We start from the raw sequence: 16,530 nt of genomic DNA, 5'->3' as shown, positions 1-16,530 counted from the left end.
TGTCAGCCTCCTTTTGTAAACATCGTATCAGAGAGAGACAAGGCTTGAGTGACCTTTATCGCCAGAAACGCAGATAAAGCCGCTTTGATCAGATCACCAGGCACAAACACAAGGCTTGTGAAGGCGGCCTGTGATAAATCAATATGCAGCATAAAAGCCTGTACAGGGATACCGAGCAGATAAATGAAGATAATGCCAAATGCGATGTGAGTGAAAAAAAGACGCCATACAGTGATCTGGCGCAGTCTGCATACAGCTAAACTGATCAGCCCCGAAGCGAAAGGATAAGCGATTAAGAAGCCTGCGCTTGGCCCGAAAAAAACGCCAAATCCGCCTCGCCCGCCAGGCAAAAGCGGCGCTCCAAAGGCGACCAGCAGCAAAAAGACAAGCTGGCTTAAGAAAGCTGATTTAGGTTTGAGGATGCTGCCTGCCAGCATCACACCAAGCGTTTGCAAGGTAATCGGCACCGGTGTAAAGGATAAGAAGAGAGGGGGCATAAAACCCAGCACAGCCATCAGCGCGGTAAAAATGGCAATATGCATCATGTCTATTAGTCTCAGCATGTAAAATCCTCCAAACAGTAATAAAATATGGTTATACAATAAAGGCAGGCTGCTATTATGTCAACTTATTTTTCATTTTGGTTAACATTGTAGGCGTGAAAAAACCGGCTGCATGGCAGACCGGTTTTGATGTTTATTCTTCTGTCAGAATGACGAGTGAATCAACAGAAGCGGCCACGTGAGAAACGGCGCGGCTGACCTCCTGAAGCCCTCCAAGAAAGGCCTGTAAATCGACATCAATCTTGCCTGATTGCTCCTTGCTGGTTTTCATGCTGTAGACAATTTCATCGAATAAGCGGTTAATTTGCGTCATTTTTTCTTTGCTTTCACTAACTAGCCCATTCACGTCTTTGATATGTTTTGACACGATGTTGATTTGTGTGTTCGTATTGTTTACAAGCTCAGACACAGTAGAGACGGTTTTTTTCGTGTCCTCAGAAAGCTTTCGCACTTCGTTTGCCACTACGGCGAAGCCTTTGCCGTGTTCGCCGGCACGGGCAGATTCGATAGAAGCATTGAGTGAGAGGAGGTTTGTTTGTTCAGCAATGCCTGTGACGATGCCGAAGATTTTTTCAATTTGCTGTGCGATTTCATCCAGCTTAATCATTTCTTTTTCGATGTGGACAAGGCTTGTATCAATTTTGTCCAGCTGTTTTTGCTGATTTTCAAGCTCTTTTTTTCCGCCGATCGACTTTTCTTCAACAGTGCCGGATGTCACTGTGCCAGCTTTGGAGGCTTCAGAAATGTCCTCAGATTTATCTACAAGCTCTTGAACAGACCTGCTCGTTTCAGAAAACAGATTGGCAATCGACCCAGAGGTTTCTTGAATCTTCTGATGAAGCAGGTTTTTCTTTTCCTCTTGCTCATCACGTGTGTGGTTGTATTCGCTTTGAAATGATTCAAGGACAAGCTGCTGTTCTAAGTTTAAGATTTTAGTTGTCGCCTTGATCGCTTTCAGCAGCTCTTGCTGATTTGTAATCGACGCTTCATAAATGTTAATCATTGACAAAAGAAGCTCTTGAAATGCGCCCATATACCATTTTGGCAGAAGTCCGATTTTTAAATGAATAGAGGCGATCCGATTTCGCTTTTCAATGAATCCATCATCGATAACACCGGAAAACATTTCCTGAATATGCCGTTTTAACGTTTGTTTTAAACGGTCAACTGAACTGTGGTTATTGATGATATCCATCAATGAGCTTTCGTGGTCAAGGTTTTTATAAAACGCATCTACGATGTGTACAATGTTTTCTTGAATTAATGGCTGAAGCTGCTCTAGAACGTAAAGCTCGGCATCTCCTAATCTGACCATTTTGAGCTGTTTTTTAATATCTGCATGTTTGTTTGTGAGCTGAATACGGTTTTTTTGTTGTCCATTTGAATTAGAAAAATAAGCTGTTTCTTGTCTTCGATCTTTTTTAAATAACAATCCAGTGATCCCCCTTGGGAAAAATAGTGTTTAGTTTTTGGCTTTTTAAGCCTTTTTCTTTTTTATCGGCCAAGAGGAACACGAATGAAGATGCTGAAGAAAAATATTTACAAAATTGTTCATTAAAATGAACAGTTTACTCGAGATCTATTTGTTTTAATGGTTTGACGGCAGGTCCCTCCACAACCTCGCCGGTTGGCTTAAAGCGTGACCCGTGGCATGGGCAATCCCATGTATGCTCGCTGTCGTTCCACTCAACCTCGCAGCCTAAATGGGTGCAAGTCGTATCGACGAGGTGGAGGCAGCCTGTATTATCCCGAAAAGCTCCTGCACGCCTGCCGTTTATGGTGACGGCTTTCCCTTCTCCTCGCGCAATCTCGTCAAATTGAACATCAGGTTTTTCAAGCTTTCCTTTAATCAAATGTTTGGCGACATCGGCATTGTAGGAAATCACTTTCTGCACACCAGGATGTAGATGAAAGCGCGACGGCGTGAAAATGCTCTCGTATGGATTGTCTTTTTTCTCCACAAGGTCTGACAATAGAGTGGCTGCGATCCCTGATGACGTCATGCCCCATTTTTTGAATCCGGTCGCGACAAGAATATTGTCTTCATTTTCCGACATCGGCCCGATAAACGGAATGTTGTCAATTGTCACGAGATCCTGAGTGGACCAATAATAGGGAATGCTCTCGACACCGATCATGCTTTCCGCTATTTGTCTCAGTGATTCGTAATGGGTCGACATGTCGTTTCCTTGGCCGGTTTTATGGCTTTCTCCGCTGAAGAGAATCAGTTTTTCTCCGTTGACAATGGTATAGCGGAGCGCCACTGACGGCTTATCAATGCTCAAATACATGCCCTCTGGGTAGGCGATCTTCGGCTTGATGGCGAGGACATAGGATCTGTCAGCGTACATTCGCGCCGCATATAATCCGCCTCCATCATAAAAAGGGAAGTGGGAACAGCATATGATAAAGCGGCTTTTAATAGCGTGCCGGCTTTTTGTAATGACTTGAGGCCTTTCGCCTTTTTTGATATCAAGCGCAACTGTGTCTTCAAATATCCGTCCGCCCTTTTGGACAATCTGCTCAAGAAGCGCCTTTAAGTATTGCAGCGGATGAAATTGAGCCTGATTTTTCATGACAAGCGCCAGCTTAGAATCAACAGGAAGCGGAATATCCTTGATAAGGCCTCTTTCAATGCCAAGCTTTGTGTAGGCCTCATGCTCAGTACGGATTTTTTGCACAGCGTTTTCTTCTGCTGTGTAAAGATATGCGTCTTGCTCGATCCATTCACAATCAATTTGATGTTCATTCACAATATCTTTTATGTAATCAATTGCGTTTTGATTTGCTTCATAATACAGCCTCGCGTGATTCAATCCGAAATTGCGGATAAACTCATCGTAAATCATGTCATGCTGCGCGGTAATTTTAGCGGTTGTATGGGCAGTGGTGCCGTTGAGGATCTGATTTGCTTCAATCAATACGACACGAAAGCCCCTTTTTGTGAGTTCATAAGCCGTTGTGATTCCCGTAATTCCGCCGCCGATAATGGTGACATCACATTCAGTGTCCTCTTGAAGCGCCGGAAAAGAAGGCAGGTCAGTTGATGTTTTCCAGTAGGTTTCAGGTGCTTCCTTTGCAAAATATGGATTAGCCAAGCCATGATACCTCCAATCAGATTTATTTTTAATTTTTCCATATTCTATCTTTTCATACATAGGAAGCAAGCATTGTTCATAACATATTAAGGTTGAAAAGGAGTGATTTCAGTGGCGAATCAAAAAAAGAAAACATTGCCGCCTCAGCACCAAAACCAACAGCCGGGCTTAGAGTATCTCATGGATCCTCGTCCGGTTTTTGATAAGCCGAAGAAAGCGAAAAAATTAGAGGGCAAAACCGCCATTATTACTGGAGGAGACAGCGGAATCGGACGCGCTGTATCGATATTATTCGCAAAAGAAGGGGCTAATGTGGTCATTGTGTATTTGAATGAGCATCAGGATGCCGAGGAAACAAAGCAGTATGTAGAAAAAGAAGGGGTGAAATGCCTGCTGATTGCAGGAGATGTCGGAGATGAAGCGTTTTGCAATGATGTAGTCATGCGGGCAAGTCAAGCGTTTCCATCCATTGATATACTGGTTAATAATGCAGGTGAGCAGCATGTCCAGCCAAGTATTGAAAAAATCACGAGCCACCAGCTGGTCAGAACCTTTCAAACAAATATTTTCTCCATGTTTTACTTAACAAAGGCAGTGCTGCCTCATTTGAAAAAGGGAAGCTCCATTATAAATACTGCATCAATTACCGCCTATAAAGGCAATAAAAAGCTGATTGATTATTCGGCGACAAAAGGAGCGATTGTTACATTTACAAGGTCCCTTTCCCAGTCGCTCGTTCAGCAGGGCATACGGGTCAATGCAGTAGCGCCGGGTCCCATTTGGACGCCGCTGATCCCCGCAACCTTTTCCGCTAAGGATGTGGAAGTGTTTGGTTCAGATGCGCCGATGGAACGACCGGGACAGCCGGTGGAAGTAGCGCCAAGCTATCTATATCTTGCCAGCGACGATTCCACATATGTTACAGGACAGACCATTCACGTCAATGGCGGAACAATTGTAAATGGGTAATAAATAAAAAGCCAATCCTCAAGGATTGGCTTATTCGCTCTTTTTAAGCGCTGCATATTCTTTAGAGTGCGTGAGAAACGCATCTTTATCTTTTTTATCTAAGGCTTTGTTGATTTGGTCCGCCAGTATGGCAAGTCTCCGCTTATACAAGGATTCATCAAGCACCATTTGAATGTATACATCCGTCATTGTGACATCAAATTCTTTTGTTTTTTGCGTGTTTCGGGATTTCATGAGCTCAGTGTACGTTTTTTTCTCTTTCATAAAAAATCCCCCCAATGCCTTTTTTATAGTATATGGATAACAGTGAAAAAAATCAATAAATTTTTATAATTTTTAGACAACTAATACTTAGTAATTACCGACATATGTTGCAAGATGTCATCTTCCTGAAGATTATATGAAGTAAAATCGGTTTATTACTAGTAATTTAGTACTAAAAAATATCATTAAAAGATAATTTTAGCTTATTTGGTAAAAAAACCTGTCGTTTTATAAAAACAGATGATAGATTATTAGTATGAATTTTGCAGAAATAGGATGGAGGTTATAATATGAGTCAAAAAACAGACGCACCTTTAGAATCGTATGAAGTAAACGGCGCAACAATTGCCGTATTGCCAGAAGAAATCGACGGAAAAGTCTGTTCCAAAATTATTGAAAAAGACTGCGTGCTTTACGTCAGCATGAAGCCGCTGCAAATTGTCGACAGAAGCTGCCGGTTTTTCGGATCAAGTTATGCGGGAAGAAAAGCGGGAACTTATGAAGTGACAAAAATTTCCCACAAGCCGCCGATCATGGTGGACCCTTCGAACCAAATCTTTTTATTCCCCACACTTTCTTCGACAAGACCCCAATGCGGCTGGATTTCCCATGTACATGTGAAAGAGTTCAAACCGACTGAATTCGACGATACAGAAGTGACGTTTTCGAACGGCAAAACGATGGAGCTGCCAATCTCCTGTAATTCATTCGAAAACCAGGTTTACCGGACAGCGTGGCTCAGAACCAAATTCCAAGACAGAATCGAACAGCGTGTGCCGAAACGGCAGGAATTTATGCTGTACCCGAAGGAAGAGCGGACGAAGATGATTTATGATTTTATTTTGCGAGAGCTCGGGGAGCGATATTGAAAAACAGAAAGGAGCTGTCCAAACAAGACAGCTCCTTCTCCTGTCTTACGCCGTTGGAATTCCTCCGGTGATGCCATATATCTGAGATGTCACATAGCTTGAATTCTCTGAAGCTAAAAACACATAAACATCTGCCAATTCTGCCGGCTGTCCAGCTCGATTTAGCGGTGATGGCGGTGTGCTTTGACCGAATGTCGGAATGTTTTCCGTCGGCTGGCCTCCGGAAATTTGCAACGGTGTCCAAATTGGCCCAGGCGCTACTGAATTCACCCTAATGCCTTTGGAAGCCAGCTGTTTTCCCAGTCCGACGGTAAAGCCGATAATGGCGTTTTTTGTCGCAGCGTAATCTAAAAGCATCGGGCTTGGATTATAGCCTTCAACTGAGGTTGTGGTAATGATTGACGCGCCCTCCGGCAAATAAGGAAGGGCTGCTTTTACAACCCAGTAAAGGGAAAAGACGTTCACTTCAAATGTTTTATAGATTTGATCAGTAGGCAGGTCTTCGATGTTTTCGACTGCTTGCTGTTTGCCAGCCACCAGTGCCAATACATCCAGACCGCCGAGATTCTGCTGCGCCTGTTTGACTAAATCCTGACAAAAGGATTCGTCACTCAAGTCTCCGGGAATCAGCACTGCTTTTTGGCCTTCTGCTTCAATCAGTTCTTTTACTTCTTCAGCATCAGGCTGTTCCGCAGGCAAGTAGTTAATGGCTACATCGGCGCCTTCCCGTGCATAAGCAATCGCGGCAGCGCGGCCGATACCGGAATCGCCGCCGGTGACAAGCGCTTTTCGTCCAGTCAGCTTGCCAGATCCTTTGTAGCTTTTTTCCCCGCAATCCGGCACCGGCTTCATGTTCTGCTGCAGGCCGGGCGGTTCTTGATATTGTTCAGGAAATTCGTCATGAAAAAATGCTGTTAATGGATTGCTAAGATTAGAATCTGACATTATCAATGCTCCTTTTTTTATTGGTGTATATTCGTATGTGTACCCCTGAGCATATAGAGAAAAACATGTCTTGGCAGTTTGAACGCTGAATGACAAGAAAAAACAACTCTCCTTCCATATTTATCTTGTCTAATATGACGATATGAATTACGATGAAATCCATCTGTAAAAAAACGAAATATTGGATATGAAGGGAGTATATCATCATGAAAAAAATGGCGGCGGTTTTGCTGTCACTCGGTCTTGTCTTCGGTTTTTCATACGGAGCTGACCATGTGGCGGAAGCCAAAACAAAGGTGAAGGTCTATAAGAACTGCAAGGAGTTAAACAAAGTATACAAAGGCGGGGTGGCACGCACGTCGAAGGCGAAAAACAAAGGCGGAAAAACGAAGCACAAGCCATATGTCTCTAATGCGCTTTATGACGCCAATAAAAAGCTCGATCGCGATAAAGATTTCATCGCCTGCGAACGTTAACCAAAAAAAGCAATCTGATGCCAGCCAGATTGCTTTTTTTATAATTTACGCCGCTTGATCAGCCGCAGCGCTTTTCGCTTTTCTTGTCAAAAAGCTTACTGCTGTCATGACCGCAATATTCAAAAGCAGGGCGACTATGCCGATATTTACATCTTTTGCGGCTTGCGGCAACGCCGGAAATAAGGTGCCGATCGTCGTTTCCGTTAATGTAATATAAGAAACTGCTCCGACACCTGCAATGATGCCGCAGAAGGCTCCTTGCTTCGTCACCATATTATGCTTAAACAGGCTGAACAAAAGGGCCGGAAATAGTTGTGTGACAAGGCTGTAGCCCATCAATAGCAGTGTAACGATGGTATTCCCGCCTTTGAAGGTAAAGTACACCGAAATCAGGGCGATCACTGGCACTAAACATTTAGCAAGCATCGATATTTGTCGTTCTGTCGTGTGCGGCACGAACACTTTGTACACATTTTTTGCAAACAGCGTGGAGGCGGACATCAAAATCATAGACCCAGGCACAAGCGCCGTCAGCAGTCCAGCCGCGCCGATAATCCCGACAAACCAAGGGTCAAACGTTTGCAGAGATAGTCTCAAAAGCGAAAGATCACCGTCTGCGCCGTTTAAGCCAGGAACTTGCAGGATGGCCGCAAAGCCGACGAATAGGACGAAGAGCAGGACTAGTTGGTATAGAGGCATAATAATAGCGTTTTTGCGAAAGACTTTTGGGTTTTCGGCTGAATACGAAGCCGCAAATGTATGAGGCCACATGTAAAACCCAAGTGCTGTCAAGAGCACTGTTGAACTGAACCATGCCGTGCTTTGCCCTGTTTCGGGAAGCGTAAGAAAGCCCGGCTTTGCCGCTTCGATCTGCTGAAACATATTTTGAAATCCGCCGTAGTAATGGATTGGCAAATACACACCTAAAAACAGAACAACAACCAAAATCATAATATCTTTCACCACCGATATCCAGGCAGATCCGCGAATGCCGGAGGTCATAACATAAACGGTGATGGAAATAGCGCCGATCCAGATCGCGGCAGTCGGGGGAATTTTGCCGTACGATGTTTCCGATACAATCAACCCGAGACCTTTCAGCTGCAGCACAAGATATGGAATGAGTGCGGCGATGCCGACTAGCGAAACGAAAACACCAAGCAGCGGACTGTTATATTTTTTTGTGAAAAAATCAGACTGTGACATCAGCTTATGCTGTTTTGCGTATGTCCACACTGCTGGAAGAAGCCAATAAGAAATAATATAGGCCAGACAGCCGTAGGCGATGATGTAAAAGGCCGGTCCGCCTTTCCCGTAGGCCCAGCCGCTTCCGCCGAGAAATGTAAAAGTGGTATAAATTTCGCCAGCCATCAATAAGAAGACGAACACGGTTCCGAAGCCGCGGCCGCCAACCGTCCATTGCTCAAGGTCCATGTCTTTTCCTTTTTGGGCGCGAATGCCGAGAAAAATGCTCATAAGCAGAACGCCAAAAATGATGATGTGAGCTGTGTTCATTCTGCTTCCTCCTTTTTGTTTTCAGTATCGAGGACATACACAACCGCCATCAATACAGAGGTCAAAAGAGCCCATATCACGATATAGGCAAGAATAAATGGCATACCAAACACATAGGGGGTTACTTGATTTGCAAAAGGGATGCCGAGTAAGAGTCCGATAAAGGGCAAAGCGGCGAGAACGTGAATCAGTTTCATAGAATCCTCCTTTTAATTTAGGGTGGGGTATGCAGCGCATTGAAAAAGCATGCCGCGGCGGCACATGTCATATTTTGAGGTGAAAGACTGTGGTAAGAATTATAAATAAATTTATTTTGTTTGTATAGTGTGAATTGTCTGAAATTTATTTCTGAAATTGCCCGAAGAGGGTGCGGGCAGTATGGGAGAGTGCAGGATGATTCAAAAGACTCATGGTTTGTCTGGCGCAAATAAATAGAGCGTTAATAATTCGCTGACCTGCTCCCGTATACGCGGATTAAAATAGCGATGCTTTTCTTCATAACCATTGATCACAAATACATAAAGCGTAAAGGCTTCATCACGCTCCGCCTCGTGGATCGAAATGTTTCTTTTTCTCAGTTCTTTTCTGACTTCCACCAAATCCTTTTGTGCTAATTTTAGCGATTCGCTGATAAGCTGTTTATAAGGAAGTTTCAATTTAAATGTGCTTTGCTCAAGCCCTGCGAGATCACGATTTAAAATTGTAATCGTCATGGGCAAAAAGAGAGCCTGTTCAATTAAATCGTATAGGTCCTCCTGCAAATTCGGCATGCTGACTCCTTCTTTCTTAATGGAACGTTTGTTCTGTTATATTCTATATCGGCTGATGATATGTTTCAAGACAGAAAATTTCACCAAAACTTTTTAGTTTTCTGCTGATAATGTGTAGAATAAGGATAGACAAACCCGGTGAGGAGTATAAATGTTGGAGCATTTTTTATCCTATTTCACACAAGAACATGTAACTGAATTATTTCAGAGATATAGGTCTTTCGGTCCGTTCATTGCTATGCTGCTGCCTTTAATTGAAGCATTTCTCCCTTTTTTGCCGCTGATCGTGTTTGTGGTGGCAAATACGAACTCGTTTGGCCTGTGGGAAGGATTCCTCCTGTCTTGGGCGGGATCAACTGCTGGATCTATACTCGTGTTTTTGATTGTCCGTCAATACGGACAGCGAAAATTGCTTGGTTTTATCCGCAGTCACCCTTCGGTCAGAAAGCTGATGTTATGGGTAGAGAGGCATGGGTTCGGCCCTGTGTTTCTTCTGCTTTGTTTTCCATTTACACCGTCCGCCGCGGTGAATGTTGTTGCCGGTTTGTCAAGGATCGGAACGCGGTCTTTTATTTTGGCGACAGCCTCGGGAAAGCTTGTCATGATTTTTATGATCAGCTTTATCGGATATGATCTTCACGCGCTGATTACACAGCCTATTCGAACAGTTATTGCCATATTGGTGATCGCTGTCTTATGGTATGTCGGTAAAAAGGCCGAACGGCATCTGCATATGAGAGCCAGTCAGCGTGAGCATGATGGAGGGAGGCAGTAACATGAAAAAACGGTTTTGGTTTCTTGCCGGTATAGTGTCCGTCGTTCTCGCCATTCAAGTGAAAAATGCCGTCTTCATTGATTACAAGGTGGAAGGCATCAGTATGAATCCGACCTTTCAGGAAGGAAACGAGCTGTTGGTCAATAAATTTTCACATCGATTTAAAACCATCCATCGTTTTGATATTGTCCTTTTCAAAGGTCCTGATCAAAAAGTGCTGATTAAACGGGTAATCGGCTTGCCTGGTGAAACGATCAAATATAAAGATGATCAACTGTATGTGAATGGAAAGCAGGTTGCTGAACCATTCTTGAAGCATTTGAAATCTGTTTCTGCCGGGAGCCATGTAACGGGTGATTTTGCCTTGAAAGATGTGACAGGAACAAACAAGGTGCCGAAAGGGCAATATTTTGTCGTGGGAGATAATCGCATATACAGCCTCGACAGCCGGCACTTTGGTCCGATAAGAGAAAAAAAGATTGTCGGTGTAATTTCTGATGCTGAATGAAAAAGACGCTAATGGATGAGGCGTCTTTTTTTTTGGTTGATTGGAAGGATTTCGCGGAAAGGCTATTTCGCGATCTTGTGACGAAATGGTGCCGTCTTCAGAAGAAATGGAAGAGAGTCTTCACGGGATTTTTACATAAAAAAACACGCAATGGGATGCGTGTTTTTTACTTTTTTTCTTTCTTTTTCAGGATGATAAGGTAAATCAAATTCCCGCCGACTAAAATTGTAAGTGGCAGTCCGGGAGAGCCGGATGTCACGAGATTATAAATCAGCCAGATTCCTAAGCATATTCCATAATATAAGTGCATGATCTTCTCAGGATTGTCGCGCAGCAAAAGAGTCACTCCTTCCCATCTGCTATAAGTGTATCATGGAAGGATTTTGTTTCCAATTATGCGTTGCTGCTGATTGAGTTCTCTTTGCCTTTTTTTTCACCGTGAAGGTGGTGAAGCAGACGATAAAACGGCGGCAGCAGGGCAATGACAAGAATAACACGAATGACCTGAACCGCAACGACAAAGGTGGAATCGGCATGCAAGGTTACAGATGTCGTTGCCATTTCCGCAATTCCGCCGGGTGCAAAGGCTAGAACAGAAGTGATGAGCGAGATTCCTGTCAGCTTTGAAACGATCACGGCGCTTGCAAACATAGCTGCAATTAAACCGACGGACGAGACAAATCCGACAATGATAATGCGGGTGACGCCCGAAAACATACTTTTGTACATTTTAGAGCCGATCGTTGCCCCGAGAAATACTTGTGACACATGGTTAGCTTGTGACGGCCACCAAGCTGTCATGTCGTGCCCTGTCACCGCAGTTCCGCCAACATGTACAATTGCTGCACCGAGCATGCTGCCGAGCAGCCATGGCGCAGGAAATTTTAAATATTTCGCAGCTTTACAAGCACCCCACGCAGCGAGAATCAGAACAGCGGTCCATAAAACGGGAGCAAGCCTAAAATCTGCTGTTGCTGAGGAAAGCGTTTTTGCTGCGGCACTTGCCGATTGATCTTGTTTCGTATAGATCATAATGACCAAAAATGGAATAGAAAGCACCACAAGCAGCACCCGCATCATTTGAACAAGGCTGACAATGGCGGTATTGGCGCCGACCTCCTGCGCGATACTCGGCATAGCGGACAGTCCGCCGGGAGCCGTGCCGACAAAGCTTGTCATCATATCCGTTTTGCTGAAACGCCAAAGCACATATCCTGAAAGCATAGCCAGAAAGATAGATAATAACAGCATCACGCTTACTGAAAACCAATGGTCTTTGAAGACAGAAAGGACGGATAAGTTCAGCTTTTGGCCTAATTCAATGCCGAGAATCATCTGCCCGAGGGCGAGCCATCGGCGGTTGATCCCTTTTTGGTCCGGCGCCATCATCAGCCATGCCGGCCGTATCATGGCGAGGCAGCAAGCAACAATCAGCGTTCCTATCATCCATCCAATCGATATTCCGGTTAATGAAAGAATAAACCCCCCAGCTGCACTGATCGCGATAAACCATAGATCTTTGAGGAGATTTTCGTCTTTCTTCAATGTAAAACCCTTCTTCCTTTTCACGTAACATTCTAATTGTTCACGTACTGAATATATGATTACTATAGTATATTTTTAGTGATAAAGAAATTACAAATTATTTTCTATTACCCATTCACTTTTCTTATGACTCTGTGTTCGAGCTTCTCGATTGTGCAGATCAGATAAAAACCGGTTGCCAGCAAACAGACGGAAAGGGAGTAAAAAATTACTTCTCCTCCAAAAGATGTTAGGATCAGCCCGCCTGTTAGAGGGCCGATTGAGCGGGAAATATCCCAATGCAGACCATATACTGCATAAAACCGGCCGAGCAGATGAGGCGGCGCCAATGTCGAAATAAAGGTCTGAATGTGGGTTAATCCGATGCTTTCGCCCACAGTCATCACTGCTGCCGTCACTAACAGCATTGTCAGGGAGGCAGCGCATGCAAAGCCTGCAGCCGCAAGAGAATAGCAGATATATGTGATGCAAAGAATCATTTTTATTGAAAGCTTCTCAGTCATTTTGACAAGAGGAACTTGGAGGACAAAGCTGAATAAAGCTTTTACCGCTGAGTAAATGGTCAGCATGGACAGATAATCAGAAAATATGTTTTTGCTGAACAGCCTGTAGGTTGTTTCTGTTTGTGCGTATAACATGCTGATAGGGAGAGAAAGCACTAACAGAAGCAGTACAGGTCTGTATATCGTAAAGCCCGCGGAAAACTGCGATGCGCCAGCTGTTGCGCCCGGCTTTGTTTCCTGCAGTTTTAGTGCGGCAATCAGAAAGTAGATGAACAATGCCGCGGCATCTAAAGCGAATATCCATACGGGGTTATACTTGTACAGTAGCATCCCGGCTAGCGGCCCTGCCGTCAGGCCTGCTGAATAGATTGCATTGATGACCGCAAACACTTCTGAGCGTCTGCTTTCCGGCGTGCTTTCTGCAATTTGGGCGCGGGAAGCTGGAATGTACAGTGATCTTCCGATGCCATTCAAGACGTAGAGAAAGGCGAAGACAGCCGCATGTTCAGCAAATACAAACCCAGTCATGGCCGCTGATTGCAGAAGCAATGCGGTCAGAATCGCCGTGCGCCGCCCAAGCTGGTCTGTCACCCGTCCTGCAACGAGCGTCAGGAAAATATCAGCAAATGGCTGAAGGCTGATAATCAGCATTGGAATCATGACACTGCCGTTTAATTGTTCATGCAGATACAGCACCATAAAAGGGCCTATCATTGCACCTGTCAGGCTTGTCAGCATTTCGCCGAAAAAACGGAGCCAAACGGGAGCGCTGTATCTCGATTTTATAGATTGAAAGCTGGTCAACATGTGATCGCCGCCTTTCGCAGTTTGATATAGTAGTAGTGTATAGAAAGGGCGGCGGCCTAAAAAGTGAAGAAAAGAAGAGAAAAAGTTTCCCCTTTTGTCAGGAGGTGCGGGGATTGAAGCTGATTGAGCATTATGTGGCGCTTGTAAAAACAGGACTCGCTGCAGCGTATGGGCAAATGAACGAAATGACGCTCGCTGAAATAGCTGACGGTTTATGTTGTACAGAAAGAAATGCGAAGCTCATCTTGAATAATATGGAAAATAAAAAATGGATCAGCCGGGAAAGCGGGGCGGGGCGCGGCCGTAAATCAAAAATTGCGTTTCTTCGCCGGCCGGAGGATCTGCTTCTTCAAACAGCCAAGGCATATACAATGGCCGGGAAGCTTGAAAAGGCAAAGGATCTGCTTCAGCAGTATCAGCCTGCGTTTCCGGGGCTTCAAAACGAATATAGTATGTGGCTTTCTGAGGCATTCGGTTTTGTGACGGAGAGCGGCGGAGACGGTGAAAAGGATGTGCTCCGGCTGTTCATCACCCCTGAAGCTGTCAGCAGCTTGGACCCGTGCCGCATTTTTTTGCGATCTGAAGGACATTTCGTGAAGCAGATATTTGATACACTGCTCACGTTTGATTCGGATATGCAGGAGCCGAAGCCTCATTTGATCCATGGATGGGAAGAGGACGGAAAAAAACGATGGCGTTTTTTTCTTCGAAAGGGAGTGTCCTTTCATAATGGGCAGCCGCTGACAGCGCGTGATGTGGCGTTTACGTTTCAGCGCTTTTTGACACAGGCTGACAATCCATATAAATGGCTATTACACGGAGTAACGCAAATCTTAGAAAATGGGCCTTATGGTGTGGAACTCATACTGGATAAGCCGAATGCACTTTTGCCGTATGCTCTTTGTGATGAACGGCTGTCGATTCTATCAGCGGAACAAGGCGGCGGGGTCAATGGAACAGGACCTTTTCGCGTCAATCGGCATTGCGATCAGATGCTTGTGCTGAAAGCCAATGAGCGCTACTTCAAAGGACGGCCTTTTTTGGATCGCGTTGAGTTTGTCTTTTCTGAACAAGCCAGAGAGATGAACGGTTTTACCATTCAAGAAAAACTAGCATGTTCTGATCGGCAAACGGTTTTTGAGGAGCGGCATGTTCAGTATCTGTCACTCAATTTGAAAAAGAAAGGACCTCTTCAGGACCGAAGCTTTCGAAAAGCGCTCCGCCTGCTGATTTCCTCTGAACGGCTCGTTCGTGAAGCGGGAGGTCATCGTAAAATCCCGGTTACGTCTTTTTTGCATCCAAGTTCTTTTGAGTGGGAAGACGTGTCTCCCTCTGAATTACTGAAGCAGAGCGGATACGAGGGAGAAACGCTCGTGCTCTATACCTTTTCGGAAACGGATCATCGTGAGGATGCTGAGTGGATTCAAAATGTTTGCACCCAACATGGCATCAGGCTTACACTTCAATTCTGTGATGCTGCTGCTCTGCGGCGGCAAGAAATCGTGCAGATGGCAGATATCATACATGACAGTGCGACGTTTTATCAAGACAGTGAATTTGGTTTTCTGCATTTGCTGCTGTCGGAAAATAGTTTTTTGTGTCAGCATCTATCTGAAAAGCAGGAACAAATATGCTCAAACATGACAGAACAGATATTTTCAATACCTGACCGCTCGTCGAGAATCCAAACGCTGCAGGATATAGACCGCCAGCTTATACAGGCATTCAATGCGATTCCGCTGTATCAAAGTGTGCTGCACGTGACATCAAGTGAGAATGTGAAAGGCCTGATGCTTGATGAAGAGGGATGGATTGATTTGTATGCCGTATGGCTGTCCAAATAAAAAAGAGGGTGCGTTTTGAACCCTCTTTGTGCGTTAAGATGCTGCCATGCTGCGGCATTGTTCGGCACATCTAAAGCAGGACATCGCACATGCTTGGCAATGATCGTGCTCATGTTTTTCACATTCTGCGCCGCACGCTTCACAAATATCGGCGCAAAGTGCGCAAATTTCTTTCACAAACGGGCTGTCCGTTTGCATGGCTTTGACTGCCAGCGCGCAAATATCCGCGCATTCTCTGTCAAGCCGTATGCAACCGCTGAGATTGTGCTGCGCGCTTTCTTCCAGGCATTTTGTAAAGCAATAATTGCAAGCCTGCATACAATCGATGCTAGCCTCAATACAAGCTTCGAAATGTTGCTCCATAGTTAATTTCCCCCTGTATAGCAGTGTATGGTTTTATGTTTCCCGGCTGTATTTGAAGAAAACAGGTGAGTGTGTTTTTAGGAAGGGGAATGTGTATATACCCTGTTCAGGTATATCTAGCGTTCCATCAGAAAGTATAGAAACCAAACAGCGTGATTTTGTTCATCCCGGGCAGCGCGTGTGAAAATGCCTTTCGCTTTTACATTTGAGGTTTCCTCGGCCGCACGCAAATAAAAGTCGACTGTTTCTTGTTCATCCTTAAAAGCGGCGTCCAGTCCGCTCATGAAAGTGTTCGGGCATTCCTCCGTTTGTTTCGGTGTGAAGTGTCTGCCGGTAACGGCTCCGTACAATGAAGAAAAATCGCGGAGGTGGCGCATTTCGTCACGCCTGATTTCTTCAATCTGTTTTCTGGCGTCATCACGGCGGGCGAGTTCGGCAAGCTTGCGGTAGCATTGAATTGCGCTGAATTCTCCGTTAATGGCTTTTTCCAAGTTCTGAATCAAAACAGGGTCTTCCCGGTATAGCGCTGGATAGGGGTAGTAACTGTAATGCAAGACGGTTCAACTCCATTCTTGTGGAATTGGGCTTCTGTAAAAGTATATGCAGGGCAAAGAGACATGTGCTGAGAAACTCAGTTTTTCCAATGTGAAAGGCCGTTTTTTACCAATAGATGAGATTGGTCATTTTCGTCAACATTCGATAAAATATAGAAAGAT

General features: G+C 44.7%; 19 protein-coding genes and 2 pseudogenes. 7 read left to right on the top strand and 14 right to left on the bottom strand.

The window, feature by feature from the left end; all coding sequences use genetic code 11:
* Positions 1-2: 2 nt before the first annotated feature.
* From AAGG74_RS08790 to AAGG74_RS08775, 4 genes and pseudogenes are all read right to left on the bottom strand, one after another.
* Positions 3-563, bottom strand: coding sequence for a biotin transporter BioY (locus tag AAGG74_RS08790; RefSeq protein WP_162102033.1), 561 nt, complete (start codon positions 561-563; stop codon positions 3-5).
* Positions 564-696: 133 nt separating this feature from the next.
* Positions 697-1,494 (bottom strand): methyl-accepting chemotaxis protein, encoded by a 798-nt coding sequence (locus tag AAGG74_RS08785; protein WP_419724062.1) that lies wholly within the window; start codon positions 1,492-1,494, stop codon positions 697-699.
* 9 nt (positions 1,495-1,503) lie between these two features.
* Positions 1,504-1,878, bottom strand: a pseudogene (gene hemAT / locus AAGG74_RS08780) (heme-based aerotactic transducer HemAT); the annotation flags it as partial.
* Positions 1,879-2,131: 253 nt separating this feature from the next.
* Complete coding sequence (locus AAGG74_RS08775; protein WP_429675128.1) at positions 2,132-3,661, bottom strand: FAD-dependent oxidoreductase; 1,530 nt, start codon at positions 3,659-3,661, stop codon at positions 2,132-2,134.
* 111 nt (positions 3,662-3,772) lie between these two features.
* Here AAGG74_RS08775 and AAGG74_RS08770 point away from each other — a divergent pair, with 111 nt between their 5' ends.
* Positions 3,773-4,630: an SDR family oxidoreductase gene (locus AAGG74_RS08770; RefSeq protein WP_429675127.1), complete on the top strand. Its 858-nt coding sequence runs from the start codon at positions 3,773-3,775 to the stop codon at positions 4,628-4,630.
* A 30-nt stretch (positions 4,631-4,660) separates the two neighbouring features.
* Here the strand turns inward: AAGG74_RS08770 and AAGG74_RS08765 are convergent, their stop codons facing one another.
* Positions 4,661-4,894 (bottom strand): IDEAL domain-containing protein, encoded by a 234-nt coding sequence (locus AAGG74_RS08765; RefSeq protein WP_429675126.1) that lies wholly within the window; start codon positions 4,892-4,894, stop codon positions 4,661-4,663.
* A 290-nt stretch (positions 4,895-5,184) separates the two neighbouring features.
* Here AAGG74_RS08765 and comK point away from each other — a divergent pair, with 290 nt between their 5' ends.
* Positions 5,185-5,763: a competence transcription factor ComK gene (comK, locus tag AAGG74_RS08760; protein WP_429675125.1), complete on the top strand. Its 579-nt coding sequence runs from the start codon at positions 5,185-5,187 to the stop codon at positions 5,761-5,763.
* A 45-nt stretch (positions 5,764-5,808) separates the two neighbouring features.
* On the opposite strand, the gene AAGG74_RS08755 is transcribed toward comK, so the two are convergent.
* Positions 5,809-6,708: an SDR family oxidoreductase gene (locus AAGG74_RS08755; protein WP_162102027.1), complete on the bottom strand. Its 900-nt coding sequence runs from the start codon at positions 6,706-6,708 to the stop codon at positions 5,809-5,811.
* A gap of 206 nt (positions 6,709-6,914) precedes the next feature.
* Here AAGG74_RS08755 and AAGG74_RS08750 point away from each other — a divergent pair, with 206 nt between their 5' ends.
* Positions 6,915-7,184, top strand: a complete 270-nt coding sequence (locus tag AAGG74_RS08750) for an excalibur calcium-binding domain-containing protein (protein WP_162102026.1) — start codon at positions 6,915-6,917, stop codon at positions 7,182-7,184.
* A 45-nt stretch (positions 7,185-7,229) separates the two neighbouring features.
* Here AAGG74_RS08750 and AAGG74_RS08745 read toward each other — a convergent pair whose 3' ends face one another.
* The 3 genes from AAGG74_RS08745 to AAGG74_RS08735 all read right to left on the bottom strand — a co-directional run bounded on the left by AAGG74_RS08745 (position 7,230) and on the right by AAGG74_RS08735 (position 9,469).
* Positions 7,230-8,699, bottom strand: a complete 1,470-nt coding sequence (locus AAGG74_RS08745) for a sodium:solute symporter family protein (RefSeq protein ID WP_429675124.1) — start codon at positions 8,697-8,699, stop codon at positions 7,230-7,232.
* Complete coding sequence (locus AAGG74_RS08740; protein WP_162102024.1) at positions 8,696-8,896, bottom strand: DUF3311 domain-containing protein; 201 nt, start codon at positions 8,894-8,896, stop codon at positions 8,696-8,698. Before AAGG74_RS08740 ends, AAGG74_RS08745 begins: the two co-directional genes overlap by 4 nt.
* A 210-nt stretch (positions 8,897-9,106) precedes the next feature.
* On the bottom strand, positions 9,107-9,469 hold the full coding sequence (locus tag AAGG74_RS08735) for a YhjD family protein (RefSeq protein WP_225494196.1): 363 nt from the start codon (positions 9,467-9,469) through the stop codon (positions 9,107-9,109).
* A gap of 151 nt (positions 9,470-9,620) precedes the next feature.
* Here AAGG74_RS08735 and AAGG74_RS08730 point away from each other — a divergent pair, with 151 nt between their 5' ends.
* The 3 genes and pseudogenes from AAGG74_RS08730 to AAGG74_RS08720 form a co-directional block, all read left to right on the top strand.
* Positions 9,621-10,244, top strand: coding sequence for a TVP38/TMEM64 family protein (locus tag AAGG74_RS08730; RefSeq protein ID WP_429675123.1), 624 nt, complete (start codon positions 9,621-9,623; stop codon positions 10,242-10,244).
* 1 nt (position 10,245) lies between these two features.
* Positions 10,246-10,752 (top strand): signal peptidase I, encoded by a 507-nt coding sequence (lepB, locus tag AAGG74_RS08725; RefSeq protein WP_162102021.1) that lies wholly within the window; start codon positions 10,246-10,248, stop codon positions 10,750-10,752.
* A 50-nt stretch (positions 10,753-10,802) separates the two neighbouring features.
* A pseudogene (locus tag AAGG74_RS08720) lies at positions 10,803-10,891 on the top strand (MarR family transcriptional regulator); the annotation flags it as partial.
* 27 nt (positions 10,892-10,918) lie between these two features.
* On the opposite strand, the gene AAGG74_RS08715 reads toward AAGG74_RS08720, so the two are convergent.
* The 3 genes from AAGG74_RS08715 to AAGG74_RS08705 form a co-directional block, all read right to left on the bottom strand.
* Complete coding sequence (locus AAGG74_RS08715; RefSeq protein ID WP_429675122.1) at positions 10,919-11,089, bottom strand: hypothetical protein; 171 nt, start codon at positions 11,087-11,089, stop codon at positions 10,919-10,921.
* 56 nt (positions 11,090-11,145) lie between these two features.
* Positions 11,146-12,297 (bottom strand): AbrB family transcriptional regulator, encoded by a 1,152-nt coding sequence (locus AAGG74_RS08710; RefSeq protein ID WP_225494195.1) that lies wholly within the window; start codon positions 12,295-12,297, stop codon positions 11,146-11,148.
* A 107-nt stretch (positions 12,298-12,404) separates the two neighbouring features.
* Complete coding sequence (locus AAGG74_RS08705) at positions 12,405-13,607, bottom strand: MDR family MFS transporter (protein WP_225494194.1); 1,203 nt, start codon at positions 13,605-13,607, stop codon at positions 12,405-12,407.
* A 113-nt stretch (positions 13,608-13,720) separates the two neighbouring features.
* Here AAGG74_RS08705 and AAGG74_RS08700 point away from each other — a divergent pair, with 113 nt between their 5' ends.
* Positions 13,721-15,451 (top strand): SgrR family transcriptional regulator, encoded by a 1,731-nt coding sequence (locus AAGG74_RS08700; RefSeq protein WP_429675121.1) that lies wholly within the window; start codon positions 13,721-13,723, stop codon positions 15,449-15,451.
* Positions 15,452-15,484: 33 nt separating this feature from the next.
* Here AAGG74_RS08700 and AAGG74_RS08695 read toward each other — a convergent pair whose 3' ends face one another.
* Both AAGG74_RS08695 and AAGG74_RS08690 read right to left on the bottom strand, forming a co-directional pair.
* Entirely contained in the window at positions 15,485-15,814 is a 330-nt protein-coding gene (locus tag AAGG74_RS08695; RefSeq protein WP_429675120.1) for a four-helix bundle copper-binding protein, read from the bottom strand.
* Between the two features lie 116 nt (positions 15,815-15,930).
* Positions 15,931-16,368, bottom strand: a complete 438-nt coding sequence (locus AAGG74_RS08690) for a ferritin family protein (protein WP_429675119.1) — start codon at positions 16,366-16,368, stop codon at positions 15,931-15,933.
* Between the last annotated feature and the right edge of the window lie 162 nt (positions 16,369-16,530).

It is taken from the genome of Bacillus mexicanus, assembly GCF_050445615.1.
Classification (GTDB): Bacteria; Bacillota; Bacilli; order Bacillales; family Bacillaceae; genus Bacillus; species Bacillus mexicanus.
Note: the sequence above shows the minus strand (reverse complement) of the source record. Positions and strands in the feature narration are given on the sequence as shown.

What these genes read in the sequence shown, in the direction of transcription:
- AAGG74_RS08695 (WP_429675120.1), bottom strand. Translation starts at nt 15,814, where the DNA reads ATGGAGCAACATTTCGAAGCTTGTATTGAGGCTAGCATCGATTGTATG.
- AAGG74_RS08790 (WP_162102033.1), bottom strand. Translation starts at nt 563, where the DNA reads ATGCTGAGACTAATAGACATGATGCATATTGCCATTTTTACCGCGCTG.
- AAGG74_RS08705 (WP_225494194.1), bottom strand. Translation starts at nt 13,607, where the DNA reads ATGTTGACCAGCTTTCAATCTATAAAATCGAGATACAGCGCTCCCGTT.
- comK (WP_429675125.1), top strand. Translation starts at nt 5,185, where the DNA reads ATGAGTCAAAAAACAGACGCACCTTTAGAATCGTATGAAGTAAACGGC.
- AAGG74_RS08750 (WP_162102026.1), top strand. Translation starts at nt 6,915, where the DNA reads ATGAAAAAAATGGCGGCGGTTTTGCTGTCACTCGGTCTTGTCTTCGGT.
- AAGG74_RS08765 (WP_429675126.1), bottom strand. Translation starts at nt 4,894, where the DNA reads ATGAAAGAGAAAAAAACGTACACTGAGCTCATGAAATCCCGAAACACG.
- AAGG74_RS08755 (WP_162102027.1), bottom strand. Translation starts at nt 6,708, where the DNA reads ATGTCAGATTCTAATCTTAGCAATCCATTAACAGCATTTTTTCATGAC.
- AAGG74_RS08745 (WP_429675124.1), bottom strand. Translation starts at nt 8,699, where the DNA reads ATGAACACAGCTCACATCATCATTTTTGGCGTTCTGCTTATGAGCATT.
- AAGG74_RS08735 (WP_225494196.1), bottom strand. Translation starts at nt 9,469, where the DNA reads ATGCCGAATTTGCAGGAGGACCTATACGATTTAATTGAACAGGCTCTC.
- AAGG74_RS08740 (WP_162102024.1), bottom strand. Translation starts at nt 8,896, where the DNA reads ATGAAACTGATTCACGTTCTCGCCGCTTTGCCCTTTATCGGACTCTTA.
- lepB (WP_162102021.1), top strand. Translation starts at nt 10,246, where the DNA reads ATGAAAAAACGGTTTTGGTTTCTTGCCGGTATAGTGTCCGTCGTTCTC.
- AAGG74_RS08730 (WP_429675123.1), top strand. Translation starts at nt 9,621, where the DNA reads ATGTTGGAGCATTTTTTATCCTATTTCACACAAGAACATGTAACTGAA.